The following is a 23,418-nucleotide window of genomic DNA, read 5'->3' as shown; positions in this document are numbered from 1 at the left end:
CCCCCCTAACCCGACAGGTTGAAGTTGCCGGACCCGCCGTAGATGGCGAGCGAGACGAGCAGGGTCACCGCGACCACACAGATCAGTGACAACCGGACCGCGCGACCGACCGCGGTGCCGACCCCTGAGGGCCCACCCGTCGCGTTGTAGCCGTAGTAGGTGTGGATCAGCATGACCAGCATCGCCATCACGAGGACCTGCACGAACGACCACATGACATCGATCGGGTCGAGGAAGGTCGAGAAGTAGTGGTCGTAGAGCCCGGACGACTGGCCGAACAGCACCACGGTGGTGAACCGGCCCGCCAGGAACGAGGCGACCAGCGCCAGCGAGTAGAGCGGCAGGATCGAGATCATGCCCGCCACCACCCGGGTACTGACGACGTACGGAACGGAGCTGATCGCCATCGATTCGAGCGCGTCGATCTCCTCGCTGATCCGCATCGCACCGAGCTGCGCCGTCGAACCGGCGCCGATGGTGGCGGACAGCCCGATGCCCGCGATCACCGGCGCCGCGATCCGCACATTGATGAAGGCGGAGAAGAACCCGGTCAGCGCCTCGACCCCGATGTTGCCCAGCGAGCTGAAACCCTGGATTGCGATCGTGCCACCGGAGGCAAGGGTGAGAAATCCGACGACGGCCACGGTCCCGCCGATCAGGGCCAATGCGCCTGTGCCCATACTGATCTCGGCGATCAGCCGGAGCACCTCCTTGGGGTGTTTACGCAGCGCCCACGGCACGTGCGCGAGCGCGCGGACAAAGAAGACCGCCTGGCGGCCGATGTCGTCGACGGTTCGGGACAGGCCTGCCGCACGGTTGCGGGTACGGCCGAACTTGCCGGTCGTCGCCAATGCCATCGCGTCAGCCCGCCGTCAGCCGGATGCCCACCGCGGTGACGATGGTGTTGACCACGAACAGCGCCATGAAGGCGTACACCACGGTCTCGTTGACCGCCTCCCCCACGCCCTTGGGCCCACCGCGCACCGTCAGCCCCCGATAGCAGGCGACCAGCCCCGCGAGCAGGCCGAACAGCGCCGCCTTCACCATCGAGATCGCCACCTCCGGCAGACCGGTCAGCAGCGTGATGCCGTCCGCGAACGCGCCAGGGTTGACGCCCTGCAGGAACACCGAGAACACGAACCCGCCCGCAATGCCGATCACGCAGACCAACCCGTTGAGCAGCAGCGCGACCACTGTCGACGCCACCACCCGCGGGATCACCAGCCGGGTCACCGGATCGATGCCGAGCACCTCCATCGCATCGATCTCCTCGCGGATGGTGCGGGAGCCGAGGTCGGCGCATATCGCGGTGGCCCCGGCACCCGCGACGATCAACACGGTCACCACCGGGCCCACCTGGGTGACCGCACCGAGGGCGGCGCCCGCCCCGCTGAGGTCGGCCGCCCCGATCTCACGGAGCAGGATGTTGAGTGTGAAGCTGACCAGCACGGTGAACGGCACCGCGACCAGCACCGTCGGCACGATCGACACCCGTGCGATCATCCAGCTCTGTTCCAGGAACTCCTGGAGCTGGAAACGGGTGCGCACCAACCCGACCGCGACATCCGCCCCCATCCGGTAGAAGTGGCCGAGCTCGCGCATCGGCCCCTTCAGCGTCGTACTCGCCACGAGCTCTCCCTCGTCGTGTGCACGCCCTGTCAGTGCGCTACGGGACACCCAGACGCGCGGGTTCCGTAATCGACCTCGAAGCTCGTGACCCCGTTGATCCATCCGGACTGCAGGCGGCGGGGATCACCGAGCTTCGAGATGTCGGGCATGTGGTCTGCGATCTTGTTGAAGATCAAATCCAGTTCCATTCGGGCCAAGTTGGCCCCGATGCAGTAGTGCGGCCCGGTCCCCCCGAAGGCGAGGTGCGGGTTCGGATCCCTGGTGATGTCGAAGGTGCGTGGGTTGTCGAACACGTCCTCGTCGAAATTCGCTGACCCGTACAGCAGTACCACTCGCTGTCCCGCCTTGATGGCGGTTCCACCGATTTCCGTGTCCACCAGTGCCGTTCGCTGCAGTGAGGTCAGCGGCGACGCCCAGCGGATGATCTCGTCCGCCGCGGTGCGGGGACGCTCATGTTTGTAGCGCTCCCACTGCTCGGGGTGCTCCATGAACGACATCATGCCGAGCGTCGTCGCGTTTCGGGTCGTTTCGTTGCCTGCAACCGCGAGCATGATCACGAAGAAGCCGAACTGCTCGGGGGTCAGGGCCTCCCCGTCGAGGTCGGCGTGCACCAGCGTGGAGATGATGTCCTCGAGCGGCTCCGTGCGGCGCGCCTCCGCGAGCTGGTAGGCGTAACCGAGGATCTGCGCCGACGCCATCCGCGAGGCGCCCTCGAGGTTCTCGTCGTCATATCCGGTCATCTGGTTGGACCACTCGAAGAGCTGTTTCCTGGCGTCCTCCGGGACCCCGAGCAGTTCCGAGATCGCCTGCATCGGGAGTTCACTGGCGACCTCGGAGACGAAGTCCCCGCTCGGGTTCGCCACCGCGGTGCGGGCGATGAGGTCCGCGCGCTCGTCGAGGGCGGCCCGCATCGACTCGACGGCACGCGGGGTGAACAGCCGGGAGACCAGTTTGCGCAGCTGGGTGTGCTCGGGCGCGTCCTTGTTGATCAGGACGTGCTTGGTCACCTCCAGCTCCTCGGCGGAGATGTCGTCCTGATGCCGTGGGATCGATCCGTTCACGTGGTTCGAGAAGTGCTCGGGGCGGCGCGAGATCTCGCGCACGTCGGCGTGCCGCGAGACCACCCAGCAGCCGCCGTCGTGGAAGCCGCCGGTGCCCGGTTCCTGCTCGTTCCACCACACCGGGGCGCAGCGGCGCAGTTGTGCGAACTCGGCGAGCGGCACGCGGTCGCCGTACAGCTTGGGATCGGTGACGTCGAAGCCCCTCGGGAGATCGAGCGCCGGGACGTGCTGATCGGTCATGGCAGGCCTTTCGGGCGAGGGTCAGTCGATTCGGTGATCGGGCGCGCGGCCGGCGGCATGGCCCTTGGCCCAGCGGTAGTCCGGCTTGCCGCTCGGCGTCCGCTCGACCTCGGCGGCGATCCAGAACGATCGCGGGATCTTGTATCCGGCGAGGTGGCTGCGGGCGTGCTTCTCGAGGCTCTCGAAGTCGGGCGTGCCGTCGCGGGGGCACAGCACCGCGGCCACCCGGTATCCCCAGCGCTCGTCGGGCACCCCGATCACGATGGCGTCGTACACGTCCGGATGAGCCTTGACGATCGCCTCGACCTCCTCGGCGAACACCTTCTCGCCGCCTGTGTTGATCACCATGTTGCCGCGACCGAGCAGCGTGATCGACCCGTCGTCCTCGATCCTGGCCCGATCGCCGGTCACCACGGCACGTTGCGTGGAGCCTGCGGGATGCACATCGGCACAGCCGTTGATCTCCCGGAAGATCTCCGCCGATTTGACGGGGTCGTTGTAGTAGCCGAGGGGGACATAGCCGAGCTTCGCCAGCCATCCCTCCCCACCGGAACCCGGTGCGAGCACCCGATTCTCGTCGTCGACCACCACGGTGTGCCGGTGCGATCCCACCTTCGGGCCGCCGTGCTGCTCGAAACCCTTCGTGGCGAACCCGATACCACCGAAGCCGGTTTCGGACGAACCCACCGAGTCCGAGATCATCAGGTTGGGGATGGCCTCGAAGAACGCGTCCTTGACCGACGCGGAGAACAGCGCCGCGCCCGAGGCCACCACGGCCAGGCTCGACGTGTCCGCCTTGACATTCCGGTAGGCCTCCACCAGCGGCCGACCCATCGCGTCGCCGGTGATGACCATCGCGGTCGGCCGGTGCCGGGCGACCAGGTCCCAGGTGCGTTCGGCATCGAATTTCGCGGAGTAGACCACCGCATTGCCCGCCAGCAACGCCGTGAATGTCGGCATCAGCGCCGAGGTGTGGATCAGTGGCGGCAGGATCAGCATCCGGATCTGCTCGCCCGCGGCCCCGGTGCGGGACTGCTGGTACTCGTCGGCGATCGGTTCCCCGGTGAAGAAGTCGAGGCCGCCGCCGAGGACCCGCCACATGTCCTCCTGCCGCCACACCACCCCTTTCGGCCTGCCGGTGGTGCCGCCGGTGTACAGGATGTAGACGTCGTCGCCGCTGCGTTCGTCGAAGCCGCGGGCCGGGGACTCGGCGGCGAGCGCTTCCTCGTACCGGACCGCGGCCCGAACGAGCACCGGGGCGTCGACGGCGGCCGATTCCAGCTCGTCCGGCACCTCGATCAGATGCCGGATCCGGGGCATAGCGGGCGCGACCTCCGCGACCCGCTCGCCGAACCCGCGGTGATAGACCACCGCCTCCAGGTCGGCATCGTCGTAGAGGTAGGCCAGCTCGTCGGCCGTGTAGCGATAGTTGACGGTCAGCGGCACCGCCCGGATCTTGAATGCCGCCAGCACCGCCACCATGGTCTCGATCGAGTTGTGCATCTGGATACCGACGTGCGCTCCCACGCCCAGCCCGACGGACTCCAGGTGGTGGGCGAGCCGGTTCGCGCGCTCGTCGAGCTCCCTGTAGGTCACCTGCTCGTCGCCTGCGATCACGGCGACGCGATCGCCCATGGCGTCGACGGCGTGCTCGAACAGGTCCGCGAACGTATATGCCATGCGAGTCCTTCCAGCGTTGGACGCTCAGATCACCGTGAGCGGCAAGGGGATTCCACGATCTGCGAACACGAACCCGGCTCCGGTACTGACCCGGGTGATGGCGACCTCCACACACTCGGGCGCGGGTTCGTCCTCGGTCACCACCTCGACGAGGAGCGCGTCGACGTCCTCCGAGAGCACCCGGACGGTGAAGCGGGGATCGACCCCACGCACCAGCGCCTGCAGCGGCTCGAGGTGGTCGCCGTCGATCAGGGCGGGCCAGCCTCCGTCGGCGTCCGCCGCGCCACCGCGACCGAGCAGCAGCTCCAGCCGCCCGCCCCCGAGCCGGATGTCGCTGTCCACGTACTGCTTCGGGCTCAGCAGCGGATGCACCGACAGCACCTCGGCAAGGCCTGCCAGGTCACGCGGCAGCCCGAGCGCATCGCGGATCCGCTGCGCGGCTACCCCCGCGATCCCGGTGAGTTGCTTGCGAGTGATCTCGAGCGCCTTGTCCTCCTCCGCCCGCTTGCGGACCGCGAGCAGGAACCCGAGGGCGAGCAGGTGGTGCTGCAGGCAGACCTCCTCCGCGATCCGCACCAGGGCCGAGTGCGAGAAGTCCGCGAACCGGACGTCGGAGAGCAACGGACCCGAGTAGTCGTGCGCGCCCTCCCCCGTGCGGTCGATGGGGCTCAGCTCCACCGTGTTGGCCGCGGTGCGGCCGATCTGCTCGGTGTGCGTAGTCATCTGGGGCGGCGCGTGCGACGGATCGATGACCACCGTCCACGCGCAGTGCGGCTTCCGGTCCACCGGTCGGCGCGGCGGGCGGTGGATGGGCCGCACCTGTGCGTGCGGGTTGGTGGCCAGCGCGGTCGCATCGAAGGTCGGGTCCTCGATGTCGTGGCACATGGTCTTCACGTACTCGTCGCCGAGCGGCTCGACGTCCATCAGGGCACCGCAGTGATCGAGCCAGAACTCGCCGTGTGCTGGATCGTCGACCCGGTACCGAAAGTCCATGAACTGGGGTGGTGCCCCGATATCGAGCTGCAGTCCCTTGAAGATCGTGACCACGTCGTCGCCCTCGTACCCGAGCGCCCTCTGCATCCGGCGCGTGTACCAGGGGCTCGACGCCTGCCACTCCTCGATCGCGACGGCCGCCATGCCCTCGCGCCCGAACTCCACGATCAGGTGTGCCATTCCCGAGCGATCGATCAGCTGCCCGCACAGCAGCAGCTCGGGCACCAGGGTCGCGAGATCCGCCCGGGAGAGCGCGTCGAACGACCGCCTCGACTGGGCCTCGGTCCTCACCACAGCGGGACCGGAGTCTGGCCGATCGGGTACCAGCCGGGGAGCTTCTCACCGGAGACGGACCGCTGGATGCGGGACTGCATGCCCGTCGACAGCGCGTTGTCCTTGATCATCTCCATGAACAGCGCGGAGACGTGGCCGAAGTCGAAGAAGTCGCGCTGCCAGGACCACTGGAAGTCGCCGGCGTAGCGGAACCAGCTGCCGCCCATGCCGTAGACCTCGTAGTTGCTGCCGTCGGCCCGCTTCGCATCGGCGACCTGCTTCCACAGGCCGATCACGTTACCGCTGCGTTCGTCGACGACGATCTCCTGGTACGGGTAGGTCCACCCCTCGAGCCCTTTCATCTCGAGGCCGAGTGCGATGTCGCGGATCTCCTCGCGGCCGACCGTCATGATGTCCTGCTTCGGGCCGATGTTCCAGCCGTAGGTTGCGTCCTCGGTGTAGAACTCGGCCAACGGCGTCCAGTCCCGCACTGCCTCGGCCTTCTTGTTCGCCTCGATCCAGCGCTCCACCATCTCGTCGAGTTCCGCACGATCGAACTGGGACATCACTGGTCTCCTTCGGATTCGGTCATTCTCAGCGCGCGGGTCGGACAGAACTTCACCGCGTTCTCCACACTCGCGCGCAGGGACTCGGGAGGGTTGGGGTCGAGGATCTGCACGGTCCCATGCTTGGGCACCGAGAAGACCTCGGGCGCCTCCATCTCGCAGGCGGCATGCCCCTGGCACAGGTCCGCGTCGACCTCGATCCTCATCGGATTCCCCGCCTGCGATATCGGACCCGGCACGGTTGCTCGAGTTGGACCACCATCTTGCTGTGGTCGTTCCGGTACGAGTCCGACGGCTGCGCCATCTCGAACTCGAAGTCCCGCAAAAGGATCGAGAAGATCGCCTTGAGCTGCATCTGCGCGAAGGCGGCCCCGACGCAGCGGTGCCTGCCCGCCCCGAACGGGATCCAGGTCCACCGGTTGACGATGTCCTCCTGGTTCGGATCGATGTAGCGACCCGGGTCGAAATCGTTCGGGCGCGGGAAGTCCTCGGGGATCCGGTTGGAGATCGCCGGGGTCGCCGCGACCAGGTTGCCCTTCTCGATCCGGAAACCACCGACCTCGAAGTCATCACGCGCCAGCCGCAGCAGGATGATCAGCGGCGGGTGCAGTCGCAGGGTCTCCTTGACCACCGCCTCCAGCACCGGGATCTGCCGCAGTGCATGAAAGCTGATGTCCGCGCCGTCCGCGTACAGCTCGTCGAGCTCGCCGACCACCTGTTTCATGGCGTCCGGGTGCCGGAGTAGCTCGATCAGGCTCCAGGCCGCAGTGCCGGAGGTGGTGTGGTGGCCCGCGAACATCATCGAGATGAAGATCCCGGTGATCTCGTCGGCGCTGAAACGCTCCGCACCGGTCTCGTCCTTGATCGAAACCAGCACGTCGAGCATGTCCCGGTCGTCCTTGCCCCGCGGTGGGTTCGCGATCCGTCCGGTCATGATCTCCTGCACCAGCGCCACCAACGCCAGCCGCGCCTCGTCGCGGCGCCGGAAGCTCTCGATCGGCGCGTACGGATCGACGAATGCGAGTGCGTCCGTGCCCTGTTCGAGCTCGTGGTACAGCTTGGCGAACCGATCGTCGAGCTGGTCGCGGAACTTCTTGCCGATCAGGCAGGCCGAGGAGGTGTAGATGGTCAGCTCCGCGAAGAAGTCGAGCAGGTCGATCTCCCCCTCGTCGCCCCAGCCCGCGACCATCGCCTCCACCTCGGCACCGATCGTCGCGGCGTGGCCCTTCATCTGCTCACCGCGCAGTGCCTGGTTGTGCAGCATCTCCTTGCGCCGCTCGGGGCTGGCGTCGAACACCACACCCGCCCCGAAGATCGGCTTCATGAACGGGTACGCGGCCTGTTGGTCGAGGTCCTCGTCCGACGAGCGGAAGAAGAACTCGTTGGCCTCGGCCCCGGAGAGCAGCACCACCTCGCGGTCGGCGAGCCGGAAGGTCCCGACGTCGCCGCACTCCTCCCGCACGCGGCGCATCAACGCGATCGGATCGGTGCGCAGTTCCTCGAGGTGGCCGTGCTCGTGCTCACCGCCGGACACGCGTTGGGGGTCTTGCAGACTCATCTCTTCGCCTCCTTCGGGTCGGAGTGGTTCTCGGTGGCGGGGGCACTCAGCGGCGCCTCCGGCTGGACCTCGACCAGCACCAGGTGCGCGCCACGCGGCGCCGACACCACCGCGACAACGGCGTTCGCGATGTCGGAGGCGCGCAGGAAGTAACCGTGCCTGGCGAAGCCCCAGGTCTTCCAGGATTCAGCGAGCGGGCCGATGACCTCCGGGGTGGAATCCATCCCCATCCCGGTGAGCGTCGGCCCCGGCCTGACGATGGAGGCGCGGATTCCGGTGCCCTCGAGCTCCATTCGCATCTGCCGACCCATCGCCTCGAGTCCGGCCTTGGCCGCGTCGTAGGCGCCCATCAGCGGCCGCGGACGGTCCGCGCAGTCGGATCCGATCAGCACGAAATCGCCGCGGCGCCGCTCGCGCATGCCGGGCAGGATCCGGTGCGCCAGCCGTTGCGCACCGACCAGGTGCACCTCGACCTGCTTGAGGAATCGCTCCGGCTCCATCTGGTCGGCCGCACCGAACTCGAGGTCGCCCGCGCCGGAGAGCACGATCTCCGTCGACCCAAGGGCATCCTCGGCGGCCGTGACGAACTCGTCGACCGAGGCGGCGTCGGTGACGTCGAGGAAGTGCGCGAACGCGTCGCCCCCGCCCTGCCGGATCTTCTCCGCGATCGCCTCGCACTCCGCGACCCGCCTGGCGCCCAGCGCCACCGGGTGGCCGAGCTCGGCGAGCGCATAGGCGGTGGCGGTGCCGATCCCGGAGGAGGCGCCGGAGATGACCGCGGGCCTGCGCTCCGGGTTCGGTTCGAATCGTGGCATCAGCGCACCTGCACCTTCACCGGCAGGGCCGCGAAGCCTCTGACGTTCGTCGAATGGACGCGCTCGATCCCGGACTCGTCGACCTCGAAGTCGGAGACGTTCCTGGCGAACTCGGCGAGCGCGATGTTGGCCTCGAGCCTGGCCAGGTGGGCGCCGAGGCAGAAGTGAACGCCGCCACCGAAACTCGCCAGCTTGTTGGTCGAGCTCCGTCCGATCTGGAACTCGTCGGCCTCCTCGAACACGTCGGAGTCCCGGTTCGCGGATCCGATCAGGAGCAGCATCTTCTCCCCGGCGGGCACGGTCTGGCCGTAGTACTCGAGATCAATCGCGGTGGTGCGGGCGACGATCTGGCTCGAGGTGTCGTAGCGCAGCGTCTCCTCCACCCAGTCCGGTGCCCGGTCCGGGTCGGCGAGCACCGGCGCGACCTGGCCGGGATGGCGTGAACCCCAGTACAGCGCGTTCCCCAGCAGCTTGGTGGTGGTCTCGTTGCCCGCCACCACCATCAGGAACATGAACCCGAGGATCTCCTCGTCGCTGAGCCGGTCCCCGTCGATCTCGGCCTCGAGGAGCGCGGAGGTCAGGTCCTCGGTCGCCGACCGCCTGCGCTCGGCGATCATGTCCCGGTAATAACCCATCAGACTGATCGAGGACTCCACCGCGGCCTGCGGGACGTCCTGGACCCCGTCCTCCCGGTGCACCACCAGGTCCGCCATCCGTCGCAGCTCCGCGCGATCCGGCTCCGGCACCCCCATCAGCTCGGAGATCACATCCATCGGCAGCCTGCCTGCCACCTCGGCGATCCAGTCGAACTCGCCCGCCGCCAGCGAAGGCTCCAGGTACTGATCGGTCAGTTCCAGGATGCGCCCCTCGAGCTCGGCGACCCGGCGAGGCGTGAACCCGCGAGAGACCAACTGCCGCAACCGCATATGCCTCGGGTCGTCCATCGCGAGGAACGACATCACCAGGTGCGCGTGCGGTCCGTACGCGGCCGGATCGAGCGAGACGCCGTTGGCACTCGAGAGCCGGCGATTGTCCTTGAAGGCGTCGGCGACGTCGCCGTGCCGCGAGAGCGCCCAGAACCCGATGTCCGGATTGTGATAGATCGGCGACTCCTCACGCAGTCGCTTGTACGTGGGGTACGGATCGTCGTGGAAGTCGTAGTCGTACGGATTGAAGACCACCGGGGTGATCAGGGCTTCGGTCATCGTGGCTCCAGGATCAGTCTGGCGGAGGCCTCTAGTCGCTGCGCGAGTTGCGGGTAGGACCCGTATCCCATCCCGGCGCGCAGGAGAGCTCCCGCGTAGAGAAGTTCGAGGGTTTCGAGCAGTTCTGGGTCGTATCCCGGGCCGAGGGCCTGACCGAGCCGGTTGTGGATCTCGAATCCGATCCGGCTGCGCAGGTGCTCGACGTCCGGATCGGCGCCGAGCAGCGCGCCGGTCACCGCGTCGGACACCTCCGGCTCGTCGGCAAGGAGCAGTGCAATCCCACGCAGCACCGACAGCACCCGTTCCGTGCGGTCCAGGCCGGTGCCGTCTGGAACCTCGGAGGCCTCGAGCCGTCGCCAGAAGACCTCGGCGACGAGATGTTCCTTCGATGAAAAGTAGGTGTACGCGGTCGCCGGGCCGACGCCCGCCCGCGCGGCCACCGCACGCACGGTCAGCCCACCGAACTCCTGCTCGCGCAGCACCTCGACGGCGGCACCGGTCAGTCGCTCGACGGTGTCGGCCTGCTTCTCGGTCAACCGTCTGCGGGTCGACTCGAAACTACGACTGGACACGTGTCTGGACATTACTACGGTCTCCCGTCCGGCGGTACCCGTTTTCGCGCTCTAGAGCCCGATCTTCATCCCGGCCCCGCCGTCGACCCGCAGTTGCTGACCGGTCACGTACCGCGATTCGTCCGAGGCCAGATACACCACCGCGTGCGAGATGTCCGCGGGCTCGACCCACGGAATCGGCATGGCCTGCATGAACGGGAAGGTCAGCGCCGCATCCTCTGCGGTCGGGTTCTCGAGGTCGGGCCGGAACGTCTTGTACATCGGCGGACTCTGCAACATGTCGGTGTTCACGTTCGTCGGATGGATCGCGTTGACCCTGATCGAACTCGGCCCCAACGTCAGCGCCAGCGAGTTCGTGTAGGCCTGGATCAGCTTCTTGGCCAGCCCGTACCCGTCACCGCCCGGACCCTGCAGCGCCTGCTGGCCGTTGAACCCGGTCTGCGGCACCAGGCCGGCAACCGAACCGATCGCGATGATCGAGCCGCCCTCGCCCAGATACTCCATCGCCGCGTGCACGGTGTTCACCACCCCGATGAAATTCACGTCGAAGGCGTCCACGAATCCCGCGTTGGGAACGTGCTTGCCCAGCGGACAGATTCCCGCGTTGGCCACCACGACGTCGAGGCCTCCCAACTCGGCGACCGCCTCGGCCAGTGCCGCCTCGACGGCCGCCCGGTCGCGGACGTCGACGCGGGCCGTGACGGCCCTGCGGCCGGCCTTCTCGACCAACCGCGCCGTCTCCTCCAGGTCAGCCTCGGTGGCGAGCGGGTATTCGTTGCTTGCGATGTCCGCACAGAGGTCGAACGCGATGATGTCCGCGCCCTCTTCGGCGAGATGGACCGCGTGACTGCGGCCCTGCCCCCGCGCTGCGCCGGTCACGAACACGACCTTGCCTGCGACTCGATTCATCGGATCACTCCCTGCAATCAATGGAACGTTCGACGTTCTTCTGCCTGAAAGCATTGCGAGGCACCTCTGTGCGAACTATAGTCCAGACACCTGTCCAGATGTGGAGGAATTGAGCATGACGCTTCGCCCGACCGACAGCTCGGCCCTACTGATCGACGGAAAGCTCGTCCCCGGCTCCGGCGGCACCTTCGAGGTGCTCAACCCCGCGACCGAGGAGGTGCTCGGATCGGCGGCCGAGGCCACCGCCGCCGACATGGACGCCGCGATCGCGGCCGCCCGCCGCGCGTTCGATCAGGGCACCTGGTCCCGCGATCATGCGTTCCGCGCCCGGTGTCTGCGCCAACTGTGCGACGCCTTGCAGTCGCACATCGAGGAGTTGCGCGAGGTGACCATCGCCGAGGTCGGTGCGCCCGCGATGCTGACAAGCGGGCCACAGCTCGAGGGGCCCGTCGAAGACCTGCGCTACTGGGCCGACCTGGCCGAAAACTATTCGTGGGAACAGGATCTCGGGTCCGCGACGCCGATGGGGATCCCCACCGCTCGCCGGGTGCTGAAGGAAGCCGTCGGGGTCGTCGGCGCGATCACCCCGTGGAACTTCCCGCACCAGATCAACTTCGCCAAGCTCGGGCCCGCCCTGGCCGCGGGCAACACCGTGGTGCTCAAGCCCGCACCCGACACCCCGTGGTGTGCGGCGCTGGTCGGCAGGGTGATCGCCGAGGAGACCGAGATCCCGGCGGGCGTGGTCAACATCGTGACCTCCACCGATCACGCGCTCGGCGCGCAGCTGTGCACCGACCCGCGCGTCGACCTGGTCTCGTTCACCGGGTCCACCGCGACCGGCCGCACGGTGATGGCCTCGGCGGCCGACAGCCTCAAGAAGGTCTTCCTCGAGCTCGGCGGCAAGTCCGCGTTCATCGTTCTCGACGACGCCGACCTGGCGAGCGCCTGTTCGGTCGCGGCATTCTCGGTCTGCGTGCACGCCGGACAGGGCTGCGCGCTGACGACCCGGCTGCTGGTCCCGCGCGCCCGCTACGACGAGGCGGTCGCGGCGACCGCCGCGACCATGTCCGGCATCCGCGCAGGCGACCCCAGCAAGACCGGAACCGTCTGCGGGCCACTGATCTCCGCGCGCCAACGCGAGCGGGTGGAGGGCTACCTGAAGCTCGCGGTGGCGGAGGGCGGCACCATCGTCACCGGCGGTGGCCGACCCGCCGACCGGGACCGCGGGTTTTTCGTCGAGCCGACCCTGATCGCCGGGGTGGACAACTCCGCGCGGGTCGCCCAGGAGGAGATCTTCGGCCCGGTCCTGGTGATCCTCCCGCACGACGGCGACGAGGACGCCGTCCGGATCGCCAACGACTCGCCGTACGGGCTGTCCGGCTCGGTGTGGGGCACCGACCCGGAGCGGCTGAACCGTGTGGTCGCGGGCGTGCGTACCGGAACGCTCAGCGTCAACGGCGGGGTCTGGTACTCCGCGGACGCCCCGTTCGGCGGCTACAAGCAGTCCGGGATCGGCCGCGAGATGGGCGTGGCCGGCTTCGAGGAGTACCTGGAGACCAAACTCGTCGCCTCCCCCGCGACAGCCTGATCCGCAGCCCGCTACACCTACCGAGGAGACAACACATGGGACGTTTCGACGGACGCACCGCCATCGTCACCGGCGCGGCGCAGGGCATCGGCGAGAGCTACGCACGGGCACTCGCGGCGGAGGGCGCCAACGTTGTGGTCGCCGACCTCAACCGTGAGCTGGGCGAGACCGTGGCCAAGCAGATCACCGCAGACGGGGGCTCCGCTGCCTTCAAGGAAGTCGATGTGGCGGACGGGGCATCGACGAAGGCGCTCGCGGACTTCACGATCGAGAGATACGGCAGCATCGAGCACCTGGTCAACAACGCCGCGATCTACGGCGAGATGAAGATCGACTCGCTGCTCACGGTCGACTGGGACTACTACCGGCGGTTCATGAGCGTGAACATGGACGGCGCGCTGCAGGTCTGCAGGGCCGTCGTCCCGCACATGCGGGCCAACGGCGGCTCGATCGTCAACCAGTCCTCCACCGCGGCCTGGTTGTACTCGAACTACTACGGACTGGCGAAGGCGGGTGTCAACAGCCTCACCCAGCAGCTCGCCACCGAACTCGGCTGGTCGAACATCCGCATCAACGCGATCGCGCCCGGCCCGATCGACACCGAGGCCACCCGCACCGTCACCCCCGGCAACATCGTCAAGGACATCGTCCGGCGAATTCCCCTGCAGCGCATGGGAACCACCGAGGACCTGGTCGGTATGTGCCTATTCCTGCTCTCCGACGAGGCGGGCTGGGTGACCGGGCAGATCTTCAACGTCGACGGCGGACAGGTGTTCCGGTCGTGACGGGCGGCGACACCGACATCACGGTCGGCTACATCGGCCTCGGCAATATGGGCGCGCCGATGGCCACCCGGCTGCTCGACTGGCCCGGCGGCCTGGTCGTGTGCGACACGCGACCCGAGGCGCTGACCCCGTTCACCGATGCAGGAGCCACCGCCGCGGACACGCCCGCCGCGGTCGCCGCACAGGCCCAGGTGATCTCGGTGACCGTCCTCGACGACGCGCAGGTGCGGGAGGTGGTCGACGGACCCGACGGGATCCTGTCCGTCGCCGCGCCCGGCACGGTGATCGCGGTGCACTCGACGATCAGCGACCGGACCGCCACCGACCTCGCGCAGCGTTGCCGGGAACGGGGGGTCGACCTGGTCGATGCGCCCGTCAGCGGCGGCGCCCCGGGCGCCAAGCAGGGTCGGCTGGCGGTCATGGTCGGTGGATCCGACGAGGCCTTCGCCGCGGTCAGCGGGCCGTTCGCACGCTGGGCCGAGCTGGTGGTCCACGCCGGGCCGGTCGGCGCGGGCACCCGGATGAAGCTGGCGCGCAACCTGCTCCACTTCGTCTCGTTCACCGCCGCGAGCGAGGCACAGCGCCTCGCCGAGGCCGCGGGCCTGGACATCCGCGAGCTCGGCAAGGTCGTCCGGCACACCGACGCCATCACCGGGGGCGCCGGCGCGATCATGTTGCGCGAGACCACCGCCCCGGTCGCCGAGGACGACTTCTGGCACCCGATCCTCTCGCATGTCCGCAACCTCGGCGAGAAGGACCTGTCCCTGGCGCTCGACCTCGGCGAGCGGCTCGACGTCGACATGCCGCTCGCGCGGCGAGCCCTCTCCGATCTCGGCCCCGGACTCGGGGTCGGGACCGGCACACAATCCGACGCTGCAACGAAGGAGCACGCATGACCGACGGAAACGGTGTCACCGAAGCCCGCGCGCGCGGGGTGGCGATGATGAATCAGGTCTACGGCTGGGAGATGCCGGCCGACATCCCCGGCGACTTCTTCGCGGTCACCGCCGACCATCTGTTCGCCGACATCTGGACCCGGCCCGGGCTGAGCCTGCGCGACCGTCGACTGTTGCTGCTCGGCGCCATCACCGCGCAGGGTCAGAGCGACGTCGCGAAGATCCAGATCAACGCGGCGCTGCACAACGAGGAACTGACCGAGGAACAGGTCGAGGAGGCGGCGATCTTCCTCTGCCACTATGTCGGCTGGCCACTGGGTACCGGACTCAACAACGCCATGATCGCCGTCAAGGCGGACCGCCGCAAGGCCGCCCGCGCTGCGGAGAAGGCCGCGGAAACCACCACCGGTTGAGGCTCGGCCGGAAATACTGCACTCTAGGCAACAACTCTCGAGACAAGGATCACATTCATGGCCGAGGCCACTCCCATCCGCCCGCAGCCCGCTGACACCATCGAAACCTGGCACTACGAAGCCGACGTGGTCGTCGCCGGCTACGGGATCGCCGGGGTCAGCGCCGCGATCGAGGCCGCTCGAGCGGGCGCGGATGTCCTGGTGCTCGAGCGGACCAGCGGCTGGGGCGGCGCGGCGGCGCTCGCCGGCGGATTCATCTACCTCGGCGGCGGCACCCCGCTCCAGCAGGCGCTCGGCTTCGAGGACTCGCCTGCCAACATGAAGGCCTTCATGATGGCGGCCCTCGGCCCCGGCGCCGACGAGGAGAAGATCACCGACTACTGCGAAGGCAGCGTCGAGCACTACAACTGGCTGGTGGACAACGGGGTTCCGTTCAAGGAGTCCTTCTACGGCCAGCCTGGCTGGGAGACTCCGTTCGACGACGGGCTGATGTACTCCGGCGGCGAGAATGCGGCGCCGTTCAACACCATCGCCACCCCGGCGCCGCGCGGGCACGTCCCGCAGATGGCGGACAAGCGCACCGGCGAGAAGGGTGGCGGCTACATGCTGATGAAGCCGCTGGTGGAGACAGCCGAGGAGCTCGGCGTCCGTGCCGAATACGACATGCGGGTGCAGCGCCTGATCGTCGACGGGGACGGTCGGGTCGTCGGGATCATCGCCAAGCAGTACGGCAAGGAGATCGCGGTCCGCGCCCGCACCGGCGTGGTGCTTGCCACCGGCAGCTTCGCCTACAACAAGGAGATGGTGCAGAACTACGCGCCGCGCCTGATCGGCAAGCCGGGCGCCTCGATCGAGGAGCACGACGGCAGGGCGATCCGGATGGCACAGGCCCTCGGGGCGGACCTGGCGCACATGGATGCCACCGAGGTCGCGTTCTTCGGCGACCCGCAGCTGATGGTCAGGGGCATCCTCGTCAACGGCCGCGGCCAGCGGTACGTCAACGAGGACACGTACCCGGGCCGGATCGGCCAGGAGACGTTGCTGCGCAACGAGAACCAGGCCTACCTGATCATCGACGAGGACGCCTACGAGGAGGGCTGCGCGGGCGACAGCTCGACGCCGTTCTTCCGGTTCCAGCCGAAGTGGGTGACGGAGACGGTCGAGGAGCTCGAGTCGGAGATGGGCCTACCTGCCGGCACGCTGGTCTCGACCGTCGAGGTGTACAACCGGCACGCCGAGAACGGCGAGGACCCGGTGCTGGGCAAGAAGTCCGAATGGTGCAAGCCGATCGGCTCCCCCATCGCAGCGCTCGACCTGCGCAACTTCACCGCCGGGTTCACCCTCGGCGGACTGCGCACCACGCTCAACTCGGAGGTGCTGCATGTGAGCGGCGAGCCGATCCCCGGCCTGTTCGCGGCCGGCCGCTGCACCTCCGGCGTCTGCGCGGGTGGCTACGCGAGCGGAACCTCGCTCGGCGACGGCAGCTTCTACGGTCGCCGCGCCGGAGTCGCCGCCGCGAAGGGCTGAGGCGGCTGGGCCGCCTGTGCGTGGTTGACGAGTCCCCACACTCGTGTCTGTGTTCAGGACATCCCGAACAGTTGATGTCTCAGGACATCGTGAACACTGAACGGCCCACCCCGTGACAATCGGGGATGGGCAGAACAGGGTTTTCGATGGATCCAGAGTTCGTGTCCGCGATCGTCCGCGCAGCAGGCGGCGAGAACGTCAACATCGCCGACTTCTGCAGATCCCACTCGATCTCACGCACGACGTTCCACAAGTACTTCGCACGGTTCAAGGCCGAGGGAACCGGCGGGTTCACCAGACGCTCCACCGCCCCGCACACATCACCGACCCGAACGTCGGCGGTGCTGTGCGAGGCGGTGGTGCGTGCCCGTAAGGAACTCGACGACGCAGGACTCGACAACGGACCGCAGAGCATTGCCTGGCGGCTCGAGTCCCTCGGGTTCGATCCGTTTCCATCGCGGGCGACGGTGTACCGGATCCTGCTCGACCACGGCCAGATCGTCGCCCAGCCCCGTAAACGACCCAGGACGAGGCGGCGGTTCGAATACTCCGATCCCGGCGGGTTGTGGCAGATCGACGGCATGGAGCACTACCTGTCCACCGGTGAGAAAGTCTGCGTCCTGCAGATACTCGACGACCATTCCCGGTTGGACGTCGGCTCGTGCGCCGCGGTCAGCGAGAACGGCGCTGAAGCCTGGCGGGCGCTCGAGCAGGCCTTCGCCGGCTACGGCCTGCCGGTTCGGGTGCTCTTCGACAACGGTCGCGCGTTCTCGGCCAAGCACCGTGGCGGAACGTCCGCCCTCGAGCGCACCCTCGCCGCGCTCGGGGTGCAGACCATCACCTCGTCCGTCTACAACCCGCAGACCTGCGGGAAGAACGAACGCGTGCACCAGACCTTGCAGAAGTGGTTACGCAAGCAGCCGGCACCCGACACCCTCGAGGAATTGCAGAGCCTCCTCGAGCAGTACCGGGTGGTCTACAACAACCGGCGCCATCAGAGCCTGGCGGGGAAGACGCCGCAGCAGCGATACGACGAGAAACCCACTGTCGAAGCTACTCCGGAGCCGAAGATCAGGCACGGCGAGATCGCTCGATCGATCTCACACACCGGCATCGTCCAGTTCGACGGACATTCGATCTCCCTGGGCAGAGCCTGGGGAGACCGGACAACTAGTCCCCACTCGAACGGCCTGTTCGCTCTGGATGGGGCGATCCGGGATCACCAGTCTGGTGTGTGTTTCCGCGGGATCCCCCCCTTGACGCGGCCGTAAACCGTGCCTGATTTGTGACCTTTGTCTTTCATGAAGTTCGCGTGCGTGTTTCATTACGGTCCCTTCTAGGGGTGGAGATTCCATCTTGGTCAAGGGGAGGACACAATATGGCTATTCGAATGTTGTCCGGGAAGTCTGCTGCGCGAGCCACATTCGTTGGACTGGCCGCGGCGACACTGGCGGTCACAGGTGCAGGCGTGAGTTCGGCGCAGACCGAGACCGGCTGGGTCGGAGGGACGCCTCCCGTCGGCGGGGTCATCTACCTGCATGCTCGACCATCAGCAACGCGCCAACCCTCTCGGCATCGACAGCCATCTAACCGAGTTTCGGGCAGATGGTTCCCGACTTCAGGATGGGAGTCCAATCACGCCTGTTCAAGAGCGGTGTGCTCTGCAAAATCACTCCCTTGCAGTACAACCCGATCTCCACCTCGCGGCTCGAGAACCGAACGAGCGGTGACTGCGGTTCGGGTTCATACGACAGCCACGGATTCGTGCAGGCAGGAGATGGCGTGAACTGGTCGACCTACGTGACGTTCCCGACCAATCCGCTCGACTATGTGGCGCCGGCACCACTGGCGAGGGCGACCGCTCCGACTACAGCTCCTGCCGATCTGTCTGCTGGAACCAACGCGGACGGGTCCACCTACGGAACCGCCGCCGGCGTCAAGGAAGCGACGGACATTCCTGATCTTGTCGCGAGCTACGGATCGGACGGAACCTTCGGATATGTCAAGGCAACCGACCTGAACGAAGTCAAGAACAACAGCGGCAGCATCCCCCTTTACGACCGCGACGGCCGGACGGTCATCGGGGCCTTCGGACTGAACTAGAGGGGGCGAGAAGTACGTGGCTCGGCTTCCGGCGAACACCCCGGAGTCGAAGCGGAACGAGATCACGGCCGCGCGCGCATCCGCACAGACACGCGCGGCGGCACCGCCCTCATCCGATGATCGAAGTGGAGGGACGATCGTTCCGTTTGGTGGCAACAGTGGCACCGTCGACAGTGCTTGGGAGTGGTCGATCGACGACCATCGGCCTATCGTCAACTGCCCGGGCGACGGTGGGGAGTGCGTACAGATCGACTGGAACGACATCCATTTCGAGTACAACATCTTCTTCAACAGCGAAGTCACCCTCTCCGGAACCATGCAAGCGCGAGATTCGATCGGAACCTTTGGGGTGAAGAACTTCACTTGCCAGTTGAAGGCCGACAAGAACCTCGCGATTGATCCCGTTCGCGCGACGTTCACCAACTGTATCGGGGCGCCAAAGACAAAGAGTCTCTTGATCTACGACCAGACGAGGTCGCATACCTACACAAACGAATTGAACTGGATGAACATCAAGTTCGAATCGTATGACGCCACATATGGAATCTCCTTCGGCACAGTGGAGTACAAGAGTCCGAACTTCAAGAAGGAAAGTTCTGGAGCCCAGACGTTCAACTACTAGATAGGGGGCTCAAATGACCTCCGACCAGGAACAACGGCTGGCGATACTCGAGGCCGTGCAGTGGGCAGTTGATCACCCACTCGACCTCGTCCGCATCGCCACCGATTCCGATACAGAATCGGATGCGGTCTGGGCGATTATGCGACAGTCTGGGCTGACGGAGTGGCAGTCCGAGTTCTGTCTGTCGATGCCATTTCGGCGGCTCATGCGTAAGAATCGCGAGCAGTTGGCTGCCGAACTGCGTGAAATCAGAGAGTCGATGGGCCAGGACTGAGTGAAAGTGTCCCGTCGGAGTGGGTCGGTCACGATCATCGTGACCGACCCCCTCCGTTTTCCCTACTGGCGGGGCGAACGCTGAGCCGCCCTCCCGAGCTGATTTGTGCTCGCCCGCGGTGTTCTGCGGGATGATGGCGGCGGCTGCCCACCTATTCGTCAACGCCGAAGGACACCATCATGGCCCCGCACGAGCCGATCTGGCAGGAACTGCAAGACCTCCACGGTGCGAGCAGTGAGCTGTACGTTTCCGGTGTCATGGATCATCAGTACATCCGCCATGACCGGTCCCTGGACGAGGGCACGTGGACGTTCCAGCACGGCCCCGACAGCCGATGGCGGATCGAACGGTCCGGCCTGGTGCAGTACCTCCGGCACGGCGCCGCTGCACTCGCGCGGTTCGATGATGGGATGCGCTCGGTAGCGCCCGAGCAGACACGCCTGGTCGCGCTGCTGCCGATCAGCCCCCTCCGGTTCCTCGGCGGCCCCACGTCGATCCTGTTCGACCTCAATACCGATGCCGAACCGACCATCCTCGGCACTACCACCATCGCTGGACGGCGGGCGTGGCAAGTTCGCCTGACGGCGGGGGCCGGCGCAGACCCCACAGAGCTCGACTTCGACCAGGAGACCGGGATGCTGCTCGGTCTGAGAGGGCTCGGCGGCAAACTCGCCGCGACCATGAAGGACCTGCGAGTCGGTGAGCAGATCCTCGACGACGCGTTCACCTGGGGGCTACCCACGGCACCCTCACCGCTGATCGATCGCAGATCAGCGACGGAGATCCAACAGCTCCGAGAGATTCCGGTCGCCGTGCCGAGATACTGGCCCACCGGAATCGGACACATGCCGCAGGCTGGTGACCCCGACACCGGAGAACTCATTCTCAACCTCGAGGTCGACGGCGCACCCATCCTGGCGCGGTGGCCCCTGAACACCCATCTGACATTGCTCGATCAGCTGCTCGTGGCCGGTCACCGGCATCATGTCGGATGGTCCGACGCCACCTGGCACTGGCGCCTCTACACCCGGACCCCTCTCGAGCAGGACGAGGTCGATCGCATCCGAGACTCCATGCGACACCACTGACATGATCGGAGCCGGCAATGGCCCTAGCCGGGGCGGCGGGCCTTCTTCATCAGCTGGCAGCCCGGGTGCCACCCACCTCGGGAGCGAGGGGCACGGTCGAGGGCATCGGCCCCGCGCTGCCTTCTTCTATCGCCCGGCGGGGCTCTGTGAGATGTGTTCGCGCAGGCGGCGTAGAAATCTCTCGCGATGCCCGTGCAGAAGTTCCGCCTCGGCGGCATACACGGCCTCTTCATGCTGCTCGACCCTGCGCAGTTCGAGTGCGCGGGTCACGCGCGCCGGGGCGGTCTGCTCGTGTAGTCGGCAGGCGCGAGTCGCGGCTGACTCGTCATTTAGCAGGTCGGCGGCCGCGCGATCGCAGTCGATGAGGGCCTTCTCGTATCCCAGGCGCAGCGCCGACTCTTCGGGGAGCCGCACGACGGCGACGTCCTCGATCAGCTGGAGCGGTAGGCGTGCGAGCCGGTAGTTGAATCGGGCCATCGCCATCGGGAGGCCGAGCACGGTTCGATCGTATCGGTAGTGCGGCGGAGCCGGGCTGTGGGTGATTGCTGAACCCCGCCCCGTGTGGTGACCTGCGAGACGACGGGACCGTTCATTCATTGGCTCCGGGTCCGTCCGGTCCTGGCCATCTGCGCCCGTCGTGCACGCCGTGGGCATTTTCTGTGAGGGACGGTGCCGACTGTTGGCTCCTGGAGGGATCGCCTAAGCGGTGCGTTCCCACGCCGATGCGGCTGATGATGCGGCGGCCACGGCCGCTAGGAAGGTAACCGGCCAGACGATGGAAGGGCTGTCGGTGCTGGCCGAAGTCAGCGATGCCCAAATGGAACTGAGTCGGCGCGGGCGCGGTGCATTGTTGCGCCAGGACGCCTAGTAGCCGATCGACGGCAGCCACGCGCCCTTCGGCTCGTTGTAGAGCCCGATCGTCATCAGCGTCGACTGCTGGACGATCTTCAGACCAGCATCGAAGCACCAGGCCATGAGGCGGGTGTTGCGTGACGGCACGAGGAACCCGAGGCCGGTGAACTCGTCGGCGCTGGCGAGCAGCGCGATGACGTCGTCGTCGGCCTTGCCGACCGCGTGCCAGGTGTAGCCGATGCCCGTCGCATAGCCGGTGATCTGGCCGCCACGCTCGACCACGCGGGCGGTGCCGACATTGACCCAATGTTGCAGCTCGTCGTGGCGGTCGTGGCCGTGCACCTGCCGGCAGATCTCGTCGCAGGCGGCAATGTCGTCCGGTGTCGCCGGGCGCACGACTGCGCCGGGAATCGCGGACCCGCGTGGCGTTCCCTGGAAGACGGACAACAGCTCACGCACGGCGAAGCCGAGCTTGGCGTACAGGGAGAAGGACCGGTAGTTGTACGCCGTCTGTACCAGCCGCACGCCTGCGACGTCGCGCTCGCGCGATCGCTGAAGCAACGCATTCATCAACGCACGCCCCGCCCCCGCGTCCGACGCCGCCGGGTCGACGCAGACGGGTCCTATGCCGACGATCTTGCCGCGCTCGTCCTGTAAGGCGCTGCCGACGATGTGACCGTCGCGCTCGGCAACCAGACTGTAGATGCCGTCGGTGTCCAGCATCGCCTTGATCTGGAAGTCGGCGAATTCGGGCGTGCCCGCTTCGATCGGGAAGTTATGGCGCGTGGCGAGCGCCTCGAAGGCGTCGAACATGAGGCGCCCACACACCTGGGCATCGTCCGACGTCGCCTCGCGAATCTGCAGCTCGGTCATTCACCTATTGTCGCGCTTGCGCTGCCGACGGGTGTCCCAATGGGGGATCCTCATCCGGCGCTCATTCGGCGTTCCTCATTGACCTGGCAGGGGCGCGTTTCGTTAGTCCGGAAAAGGGCCTGGTGCCGTCATGGGCGAAGGATCCGAAGATCGGCTCGCGGATGATCAACGCCCGCTCCGAGACAATCACGGCGAAGCCGGCGTTCAAGGCCGCCGCAGCCCGCCGACGCTGTGTCCCGCCTGCCGAGGGCTACTTAGAGTGGCTCAAGGGCGAGGACGGGAAGAAGATCCCGTACTTCCTGAACGGCGACGGCCCGATCGCGATGGCCGGCCTCTACGAGCTGTGGCCGAACCCCGAACTCCCTGAGGACGATCCCGGCCGCTGGCTGTGGACCTGCACCGTCCTGACGCGGCCGGCCACCGACGCCGCCGGCCACCGACGCCGCCGGCCAGATCCGCGCGAACCGGCGAGCGGGCCGCGAGGCTGCCGCACCTGTTGCTCACCTACCGCGACGCGGACCGATATCCGGTGATCGCGCCGGTCGGGGTGGCCGGGGCGACGCCGATGGCGTCCGGCTGCGCGTGCCCACCTGGGTTCCGCCAGGCGGCCGCAGTGCCGGTCTGCTCGCGCATTCCTATCGAGCCCAGCTCGTCGGCCTCGAGGCCCGCCAGAACACGGGCTGGGTCGAGGTCACCGGTGCCGAGGCGCGCTACGCGCCGCACACCGAGTTCGGGTTCCGCGCACCCGCGAACAAGACGATCGTGTTGCTGGCCAACGGTTTCCTGGCCCGGCGCGGCCTGCCGAAGGCCCGTAAGCAGGGGCGGGTCCAGGCGCTGGGCTGATCCACCCGCGCTACGGGAATTACGCCGAGGACTCGTCGGTGTGGTCGGACTGG

At 67.2% G+C, this 23,418-nt stretch carries 25 protein-coding genes and 1 pseudogene; 12 read left to right on the top strand and 14 right to left on the bottom strand.

Going from position 1 to position 23,418, the window contains the following annotated elements; all coding sequences use genetic code 11:
* Positions 1–5: 5 nt before the first annotated feature.
* Genes C8K38_RS17980 through C8K38_RS17925 form a run of 12 tightly spaced genes read right to left on the bottom strand, consistent with a single transcriptional unit; the run spans position 6 to position 11,501 of the window.
* A complete protein-coding gene (locus C8K38_RS17980) occupies positions 6–857 on the bottom strand; it encodes an MlaE family ABC transporter permease (protein WP_097212777.1) in 852 nt (283 codons plus the stop codon).
* A gap of 4 nt (positions 858–861) precedes the next feature.
* Positions 862–1,602 carry an MlaE family ABC transporter permease gene (locus C8K38_RS17975; protein WP_037175188.1) on the bottom strand — a complete coding sequence of 247 codons (741 nt, stop codon included), beginning with the start codon at positions 1,600–1,602 and terminating at the stop codon, positions 862–864.
* Positions 1,603–1,658: 56 nt separating this feature from the next.
* On the bottom strand, positions 1,659–2,930 hold the full coding sequence (locus C8K38_RS17970; RefSeq protein WP_097212776.1) for a cytochrome P450: 1,272 nt from the start codon (positions 2,928–2,930) through the stop codon (positions 1,659–1,661).
* A 21-nt stretch (positions 2,931–2,951) separates the two neighbouring features.
* Entirely contained in the window at positions 2,952–4,610 is a 1,659-nt protein-coding gene (locus tag C8K38_RS17965) for an acyl-CoA synthetase (protein WP_097212775.1), read from the bottom strand.
* Between the two features lie 24 nt (positions 4,611–4,634).
* Complete coding sequence (locus tag C8K38_RS17960) at positions 4,635–5,894, bottom strand: hypothetical protein (RefSeq protein ID WP_373560270.1); 1,260 nt, start codon at positions 5,892–5,894, stop codon at positions 4,635–4,637.
* Positions 5,891–6,442 (bottom strand): nuclear transport factor 2 family protein, encoded by a 552-nt coding sequence (locus tag C8K38_RS17955; protein WP_097212773.1) that lies wholly within the window; start codon positions 6,440–6,442, stop codon positions 5,891–5,893. The genes C8K38_RS17960 and C8K38_RS17955 overlap by 4 nt, the downstream gene beginning before the upstream one ends.
* On the bottom strand, positions 6,442–6,648 hold the full coding sequence (locus C8K38_RS17950) for a ferredoxin (protein ID WP_097212772.1): 207 nt from the start codon (positions 6,646–6,648) through the stop codon (positions 6,442–6,444). The genes C8K38_RS17955 and C8K38_RS17950 overlap by 1 nt, the downstream gene beginning before the upstream one ends.
* Positions 6,645–8,000, bottom strand: a complete 1,356-nt coding sequence (locus C8K38_RS17945; RefSeq protein ID WP_097212771.1) for a cytochrome P450 — start codon at positions 7,998–8,000, stop codon at positions 6,645–6,647. The genes C8K38_RS17950 and C8K38_RS17945 overlap by 4 nt, the downstream gene beginning before the upstream one ends.
* On the bottom strand, positions 7,997–8,815 hold the full coding sequence (locus tag C8K38_RS17940; RefSeq protein WP_097212770.1) for an SDR family oxidoreductase: 819 nt from the start codon (positions 8,813–8,815) through the stop codon (positions 7,997–7,999). The genes C8K38_RS17945 and C8K38_RS17940 overlap by 4 nt, the downstream gene beginning before the upstream one ends.
* Positions 8,815–10,020 (bottom strand): cytochrome P450, encoded by a 1,206-nt coding sequence (locus C8K38_RS17935; protein ID WP_097212769.1) that lies wholly within the window; start codon positions 10,018–10,020, stop codon positions 8,815–8,817. The genes C8K38_RS17940 and C8K38_RS17935 overlap by 1 nt, the downstream gene beginning before the upstream one ends.
* Positions 10,017–10,604, bottom strand: a complete 588-nt coding sequence (locus C8K38_RS17930) for a TetR/AcrR family transcriptional regulator (RefSeq protein ID WP_097212768.1) — start codon at positions 10,602–10,604, stop codon at positions 10,017–10,019. Before C8K38_RS17930 ends, C8K38_RS17935 begins: the two co-directional genes overlap by 4 nt.
* Positions 10,605–10,643: 39 nt before the next feature.
* Positions 10,644–11,501, bottom strand: coding sequence for a mycofactocin-coupled SDR family oxidoreductase (locus tag C8K38_RS17925; protein WP_097212767.1), 858 nt, complete (start codon positions 11,499–11,501; stop codon positions 10,644–10,646).
* A 115-nt stretch (positions 11,502–11,616) separates the two neighbouring features.
* On the opposite strand from C8K38_RS17925, the gene C8K38_RS17920 reads away from it, so the two are divergent.
* From C8K38_RS17920 to C8K38_RS17875, 10 genes are all read left to right on the top strand, one after another.
* Positions 11,617–13,089, top strand: coding sequence for an aldehyde dehydrogenase (locus tag C8K38_RS17920; RefSeq protein ID WP_097212766.1), 1,473 nt, complete (start codon positions 11,617–11,619; stop codon positions 13,087–13,089).
* Positions 13,090–13,124: 35 nt separating this feature from the next.
* A complete protein-coding gene (locus tag C8K38_RS17915) occupies positions 13,125–13,874 on the top strand; it encodes an SDR family oxidoreductase (protein ID WP_097212765.1) in 750 nt (249 codons plus the stop codon).
* A gap of 47 nt (positions 13,875–13,921) precedes the next feature.
* On the top strand, positions 13,922–14,770 hold the full coding sequence (locus tag C8K38_RS17910; RefSeq protein WP_097212808.1) for an NAD(P)-dependent oxidoreductase: 849 nt from the start codon (positions 13,922–13,924) through the stop codon (positions 14,768–14,770).
* Positions 14,767–15,183 (top strand): carboxymuconolactone decarboxylase family protein, encoded by a 417-nt coding sequence (locus C8K38_RS17905; protein WP_097212764.1) that lies wholly within the window; start codon positions 14,767–14,769, stop codon positions 15,181–15,183. Before C8K38_RS17910 ends, C8K38_RS17905 begins: the two co-directional genes overlap by 4 nt.
* Before the next feature lie 57 nt (positions 15,184–15,240).
* Positions 15,241–16,710, top strand: coding sequence for an FAD-dependent oxidoreductase (locus tag C8K38_RS17900; RefSeq protein WP_097212763.1), 1,470 nt, complete (start codon positions 15,241–15,243; stop codon positions 16,708–16,710).
* Between the two features lie 146 nt (positions 16,711–16,856).
* Positions 16,857–17,981, top strand: coding sequence for a DDE-type integrase/transposase/recombinase (locus tag C8K38_RS17895; protein WP_179800618.1), 1,125 nt, complete (start codon positions 16,857–16,859; stop codon positions 17,979–17,981).
* Between the two features lie 334 nt (positions 17,982–18,315).
* A complete protein-coding gene (locus C8K38_RS17890) occupies positions 18,316–18,813 on the top strand; it encodes a hypothetical protein (protein WP_097212761.1) in 498 nt (165 codons plus the stop codon).
* Between the two features lie 16 nt (positions 18,814–18,829).
* Positions 18,830–19,435: a hypothetical protein gene (locus C8K38_RS17885; RefSeq protein WP_097212760.1), complete on the top strand. Its 606-nt coding sequence runs from the start codon at positions 18,830–18,832 to the stop codon at positions 19,433–19,435.
* Positions 19,436–19,448: 13 nt separating this feature from the next.
* Entirely contained in the window at positions 19,449–19,709 is a 261-nt protein-coding gene (locus tag C8K38_RS17880; protein WP_097212759.1) for a hypothetical protein, read from the top strand.
* Positions 19,710–19,888: 179 nt separating this feature from the next.
* Positions 19,889–20,797: a hypothetical protein gene (locus tag C8K38_RS17875; RefSeq protein ID WP_097212758.1), complete on the top strand. Its 909-nt coding sequence runs from the start codon at positions 19,889–19,891 to the stop codon at positions 20,795–20,797.
* Between the two features lie 126 nt (positions 20,798–20,923).
* On the opposite strand, the gene C8K38_RS27245 is transcribed toward C8K38_RS17875, so the two are convergent.
* Together C8K38_RS27245 and C8K38_RS17865 are read right to left on the bottom strand one after the other, a co-directional pair.
* Complete coding sequence (locus C8K38_RS27245; RefSeq protein WP_179800617.1) at positions 20,924–21,295, bottom strand: hypothetical protein; 372 nt, start codon at positions 21,293–21,295, stop codon at positions 20,924–20,926.
* Between the two features lie 366 nt (positions 21,296–21,661).
* Positions 21,662–22,522, bottom strand: a complete 861-nt coding sequence (locus tag C8K38_RS17865; protein ID WP_097212757.1) for a GNAT family N-acetyltransferase — start codon at positions 22,520–22,522, stop codon at positions 21,662–21,664.
* A gap of 116 nt (positions 22,523–22,638) precedes the next feature.
* Here C8K38_RS17865 and C8K38_RS17860 point away from each other — a divergent pair.
* Both C8K38_RS17860 and C8K38_RS17855 read left to right on the top strand, forming a co-directional pair.
* Positions 22,639–22,971 (top strand): annotated as a pseudogene (locus tag C8K38_RS17860) (SOS response-associated peptidase family protein); the annotation flags it as partial.
* A gap of 133 nt (positions 22,972–23,104) precedes the next feature.
* Complete coding sequence (locus tag C8K38_RS17855) at positions 23,105–23,365, top strand: hypothetical protein (RefSeq protein WP_179800616.1); 261 nt, start codon at positions 23,105–23,107, stop codon at positions 23,363–23,365.
* Positions 23,366–23,418: the final 53 nt, after the last annotated feature.

Source organism: Rhodococcus sp. OK611 (genome assembly GCF_003050885.1).
Lineage (GTDB): Bacteria > Actinomycetota > Actinomycetes > Mycobacteriales > Mycobacteriaceae > Rhodococcus_G > Rhodococcus_G oryzae.
This window is presented reverse-complemented; position numbering and strand designations above follow the sequence as displayed.

What these genes read in the sequence shown, in the direction of transcription:
- C8K38_RS17965 (WP_097212775.1), bottom strand. Translation starts at nt 4,610, where the DNA reads ATGGCATATACGTTCGCGGACCTGTTCGAGCACGCCGTCGACGCCATG.
- C8K38_RS17980 (WP_097212777.1), bottom strand. Translation starts at nt 857, where the DNA reads ATGGCATTGGCGACGACCGGCAAGTTCGGCCGTACCCGCAACCGTGCG.
- C8K38_RS17970 (WP_097212776.1), bottom strand. Translation starts at nt 2,930, where the DNA reads ATGACCGATCAGCACGTCCCGGCGCTCGATCTCCCGAGGGGCTTCGAC.
- C8K38_RS17875 (WP_097212758.1), top strand. Translation starts at nt 19,889, where the DNA reads ATGGCCCCGCACGAGCCGATCTGGCAGGAACTGCAAGACCTCCACGGT.
- C8K38_RS17930 (WP_097212768.1), bottom strand. Translation starts at nt 10,604, where the DNA reads ATGTCCAGACACGTGTCCAGTCGTAGTTTCGAGTCGACCCGCAGACGG.
- C8K38_RS17935 (WP_097212769.1), bottom strand. Translation starts at nt 10,020, where the DNA reads ATGACCGAAGCCCTGATCACCCCGGTGGTCTTCAATCCGTACGACTAC.
- C8K38_RS17940 (WP_097212770.1), bottom strand. Translation starts at nt 8,815, where the DNA reads ATGCCACGATTCGAACCGAACCCGGAGCGCAGGCCCGCGGTCATCTCC.
- C8K38_RS17920 (WP_097212766.1), top strand. Translation starts at nt 11,617, where the DNA reads ATGACGCTTCGCCCGACCGACAGCTCGGCCCTACTGATCGACGGAAAG.
- C8K38_RS17865 (WP_097212757.1), bottom strand. Translation starts at nt 22,522, where the DNA reads ATGACCGAGCTGCAGATTCGCGAGGCGACGTCGGACGATGCCCAGGTG.
- C8K38_RS17880 (WP_097212759.1), top strand. Translation starts at nt 19,449, where the DNA reads ATGACCTCCGACCAGGAACAACGGCTGGCGATACTCGAGGCCGTGCAG.
- C8K38_RS17955 (WP_097212773.1), bottom strand. Translation starts at nt 6,442, where the DNA reads ATGTCCCAGTTCGATCGTGCGGAACTCGACGAGATGGTGGAGCGCTGG.
- C8K38_RS17975 (WP_037175188.1), bottom strand. Translation starts at nt 1,602, where the DNA reads ATGCGCGAGCTCGGCCACTTCTACCGGATGGGGGCGGATGTCGCGGTC.
- C8K38_RS17945 (WP_097212771.1), bottom strand. Translation starts at nt 8,000, where the DNA reads ATGAGTCTGCAAGACCCCCAACGCGTGTCCGGCGGTGAGCACGAGCAC.
- C8K38_RS17925 (WP_097212767.1), bottom strand. Translation starts at nt 11,501, where the DNA reads ATGAATCGAGTCGCAGGCAAGGTCGTGTTCGTGACCGGCGCAGCGCGG.
- C8K38_RS17890 (WP_097212761.1), top strand. Translation starts at nt 18,316, where the DNA reads ATGGTTCCCGACTTCAGGATGGGAGTCCAATCACGCCTGTTCAAGAGC.
- C8K38_RS17895 (WP_179800618.1), top strand. Translation starts at nt 16,857, where the DNA reads ATGGATCCAGAGTTCGTGTCCGCGATCGTCCGCGCAGCAGGCGGCGAG.
- C8K38_RS17950 (WP_097212772.1), bottom strand. Translation starts at nt 6,648, where the DNA reads ATGAGGATCGAGGTCGACGCGGACCTGTGCCAGGGGCATGCCGCCTGC.
- C8K38_RS17900 (WP_097212763.1), top strand. Translation starts at nt 15,241, where the DNA reads ATGGCCGAGGCCACTCCCATCCGCCCGCAGCCCGCTGACACCATCGAA.
- C8K38_RS17905 (WP_097212764.1), top strand. Translation starts at nt 14,767, where the DNA reads ATGACCGACGGAAACGGTGTCACCGAAGCCCGCGCGCGCGGGGTGGCG.
- C8K38_RS17915 (WP_097212765.1), top strand. Translation starts at nt 13,125, where the DNA reads ATGGGACGTTTCGACGGACGCACCGCCATCGTCACCGGCGCGGCGCAG.
- C8K38_RS17910 (WP_097212808.1), top strand. Translation starts at nt 13,922, where the DNA reads ATGGGCGCGCCGATGGCCACCCGGCTGCTCGACTGGCCCGGCGGCCTG.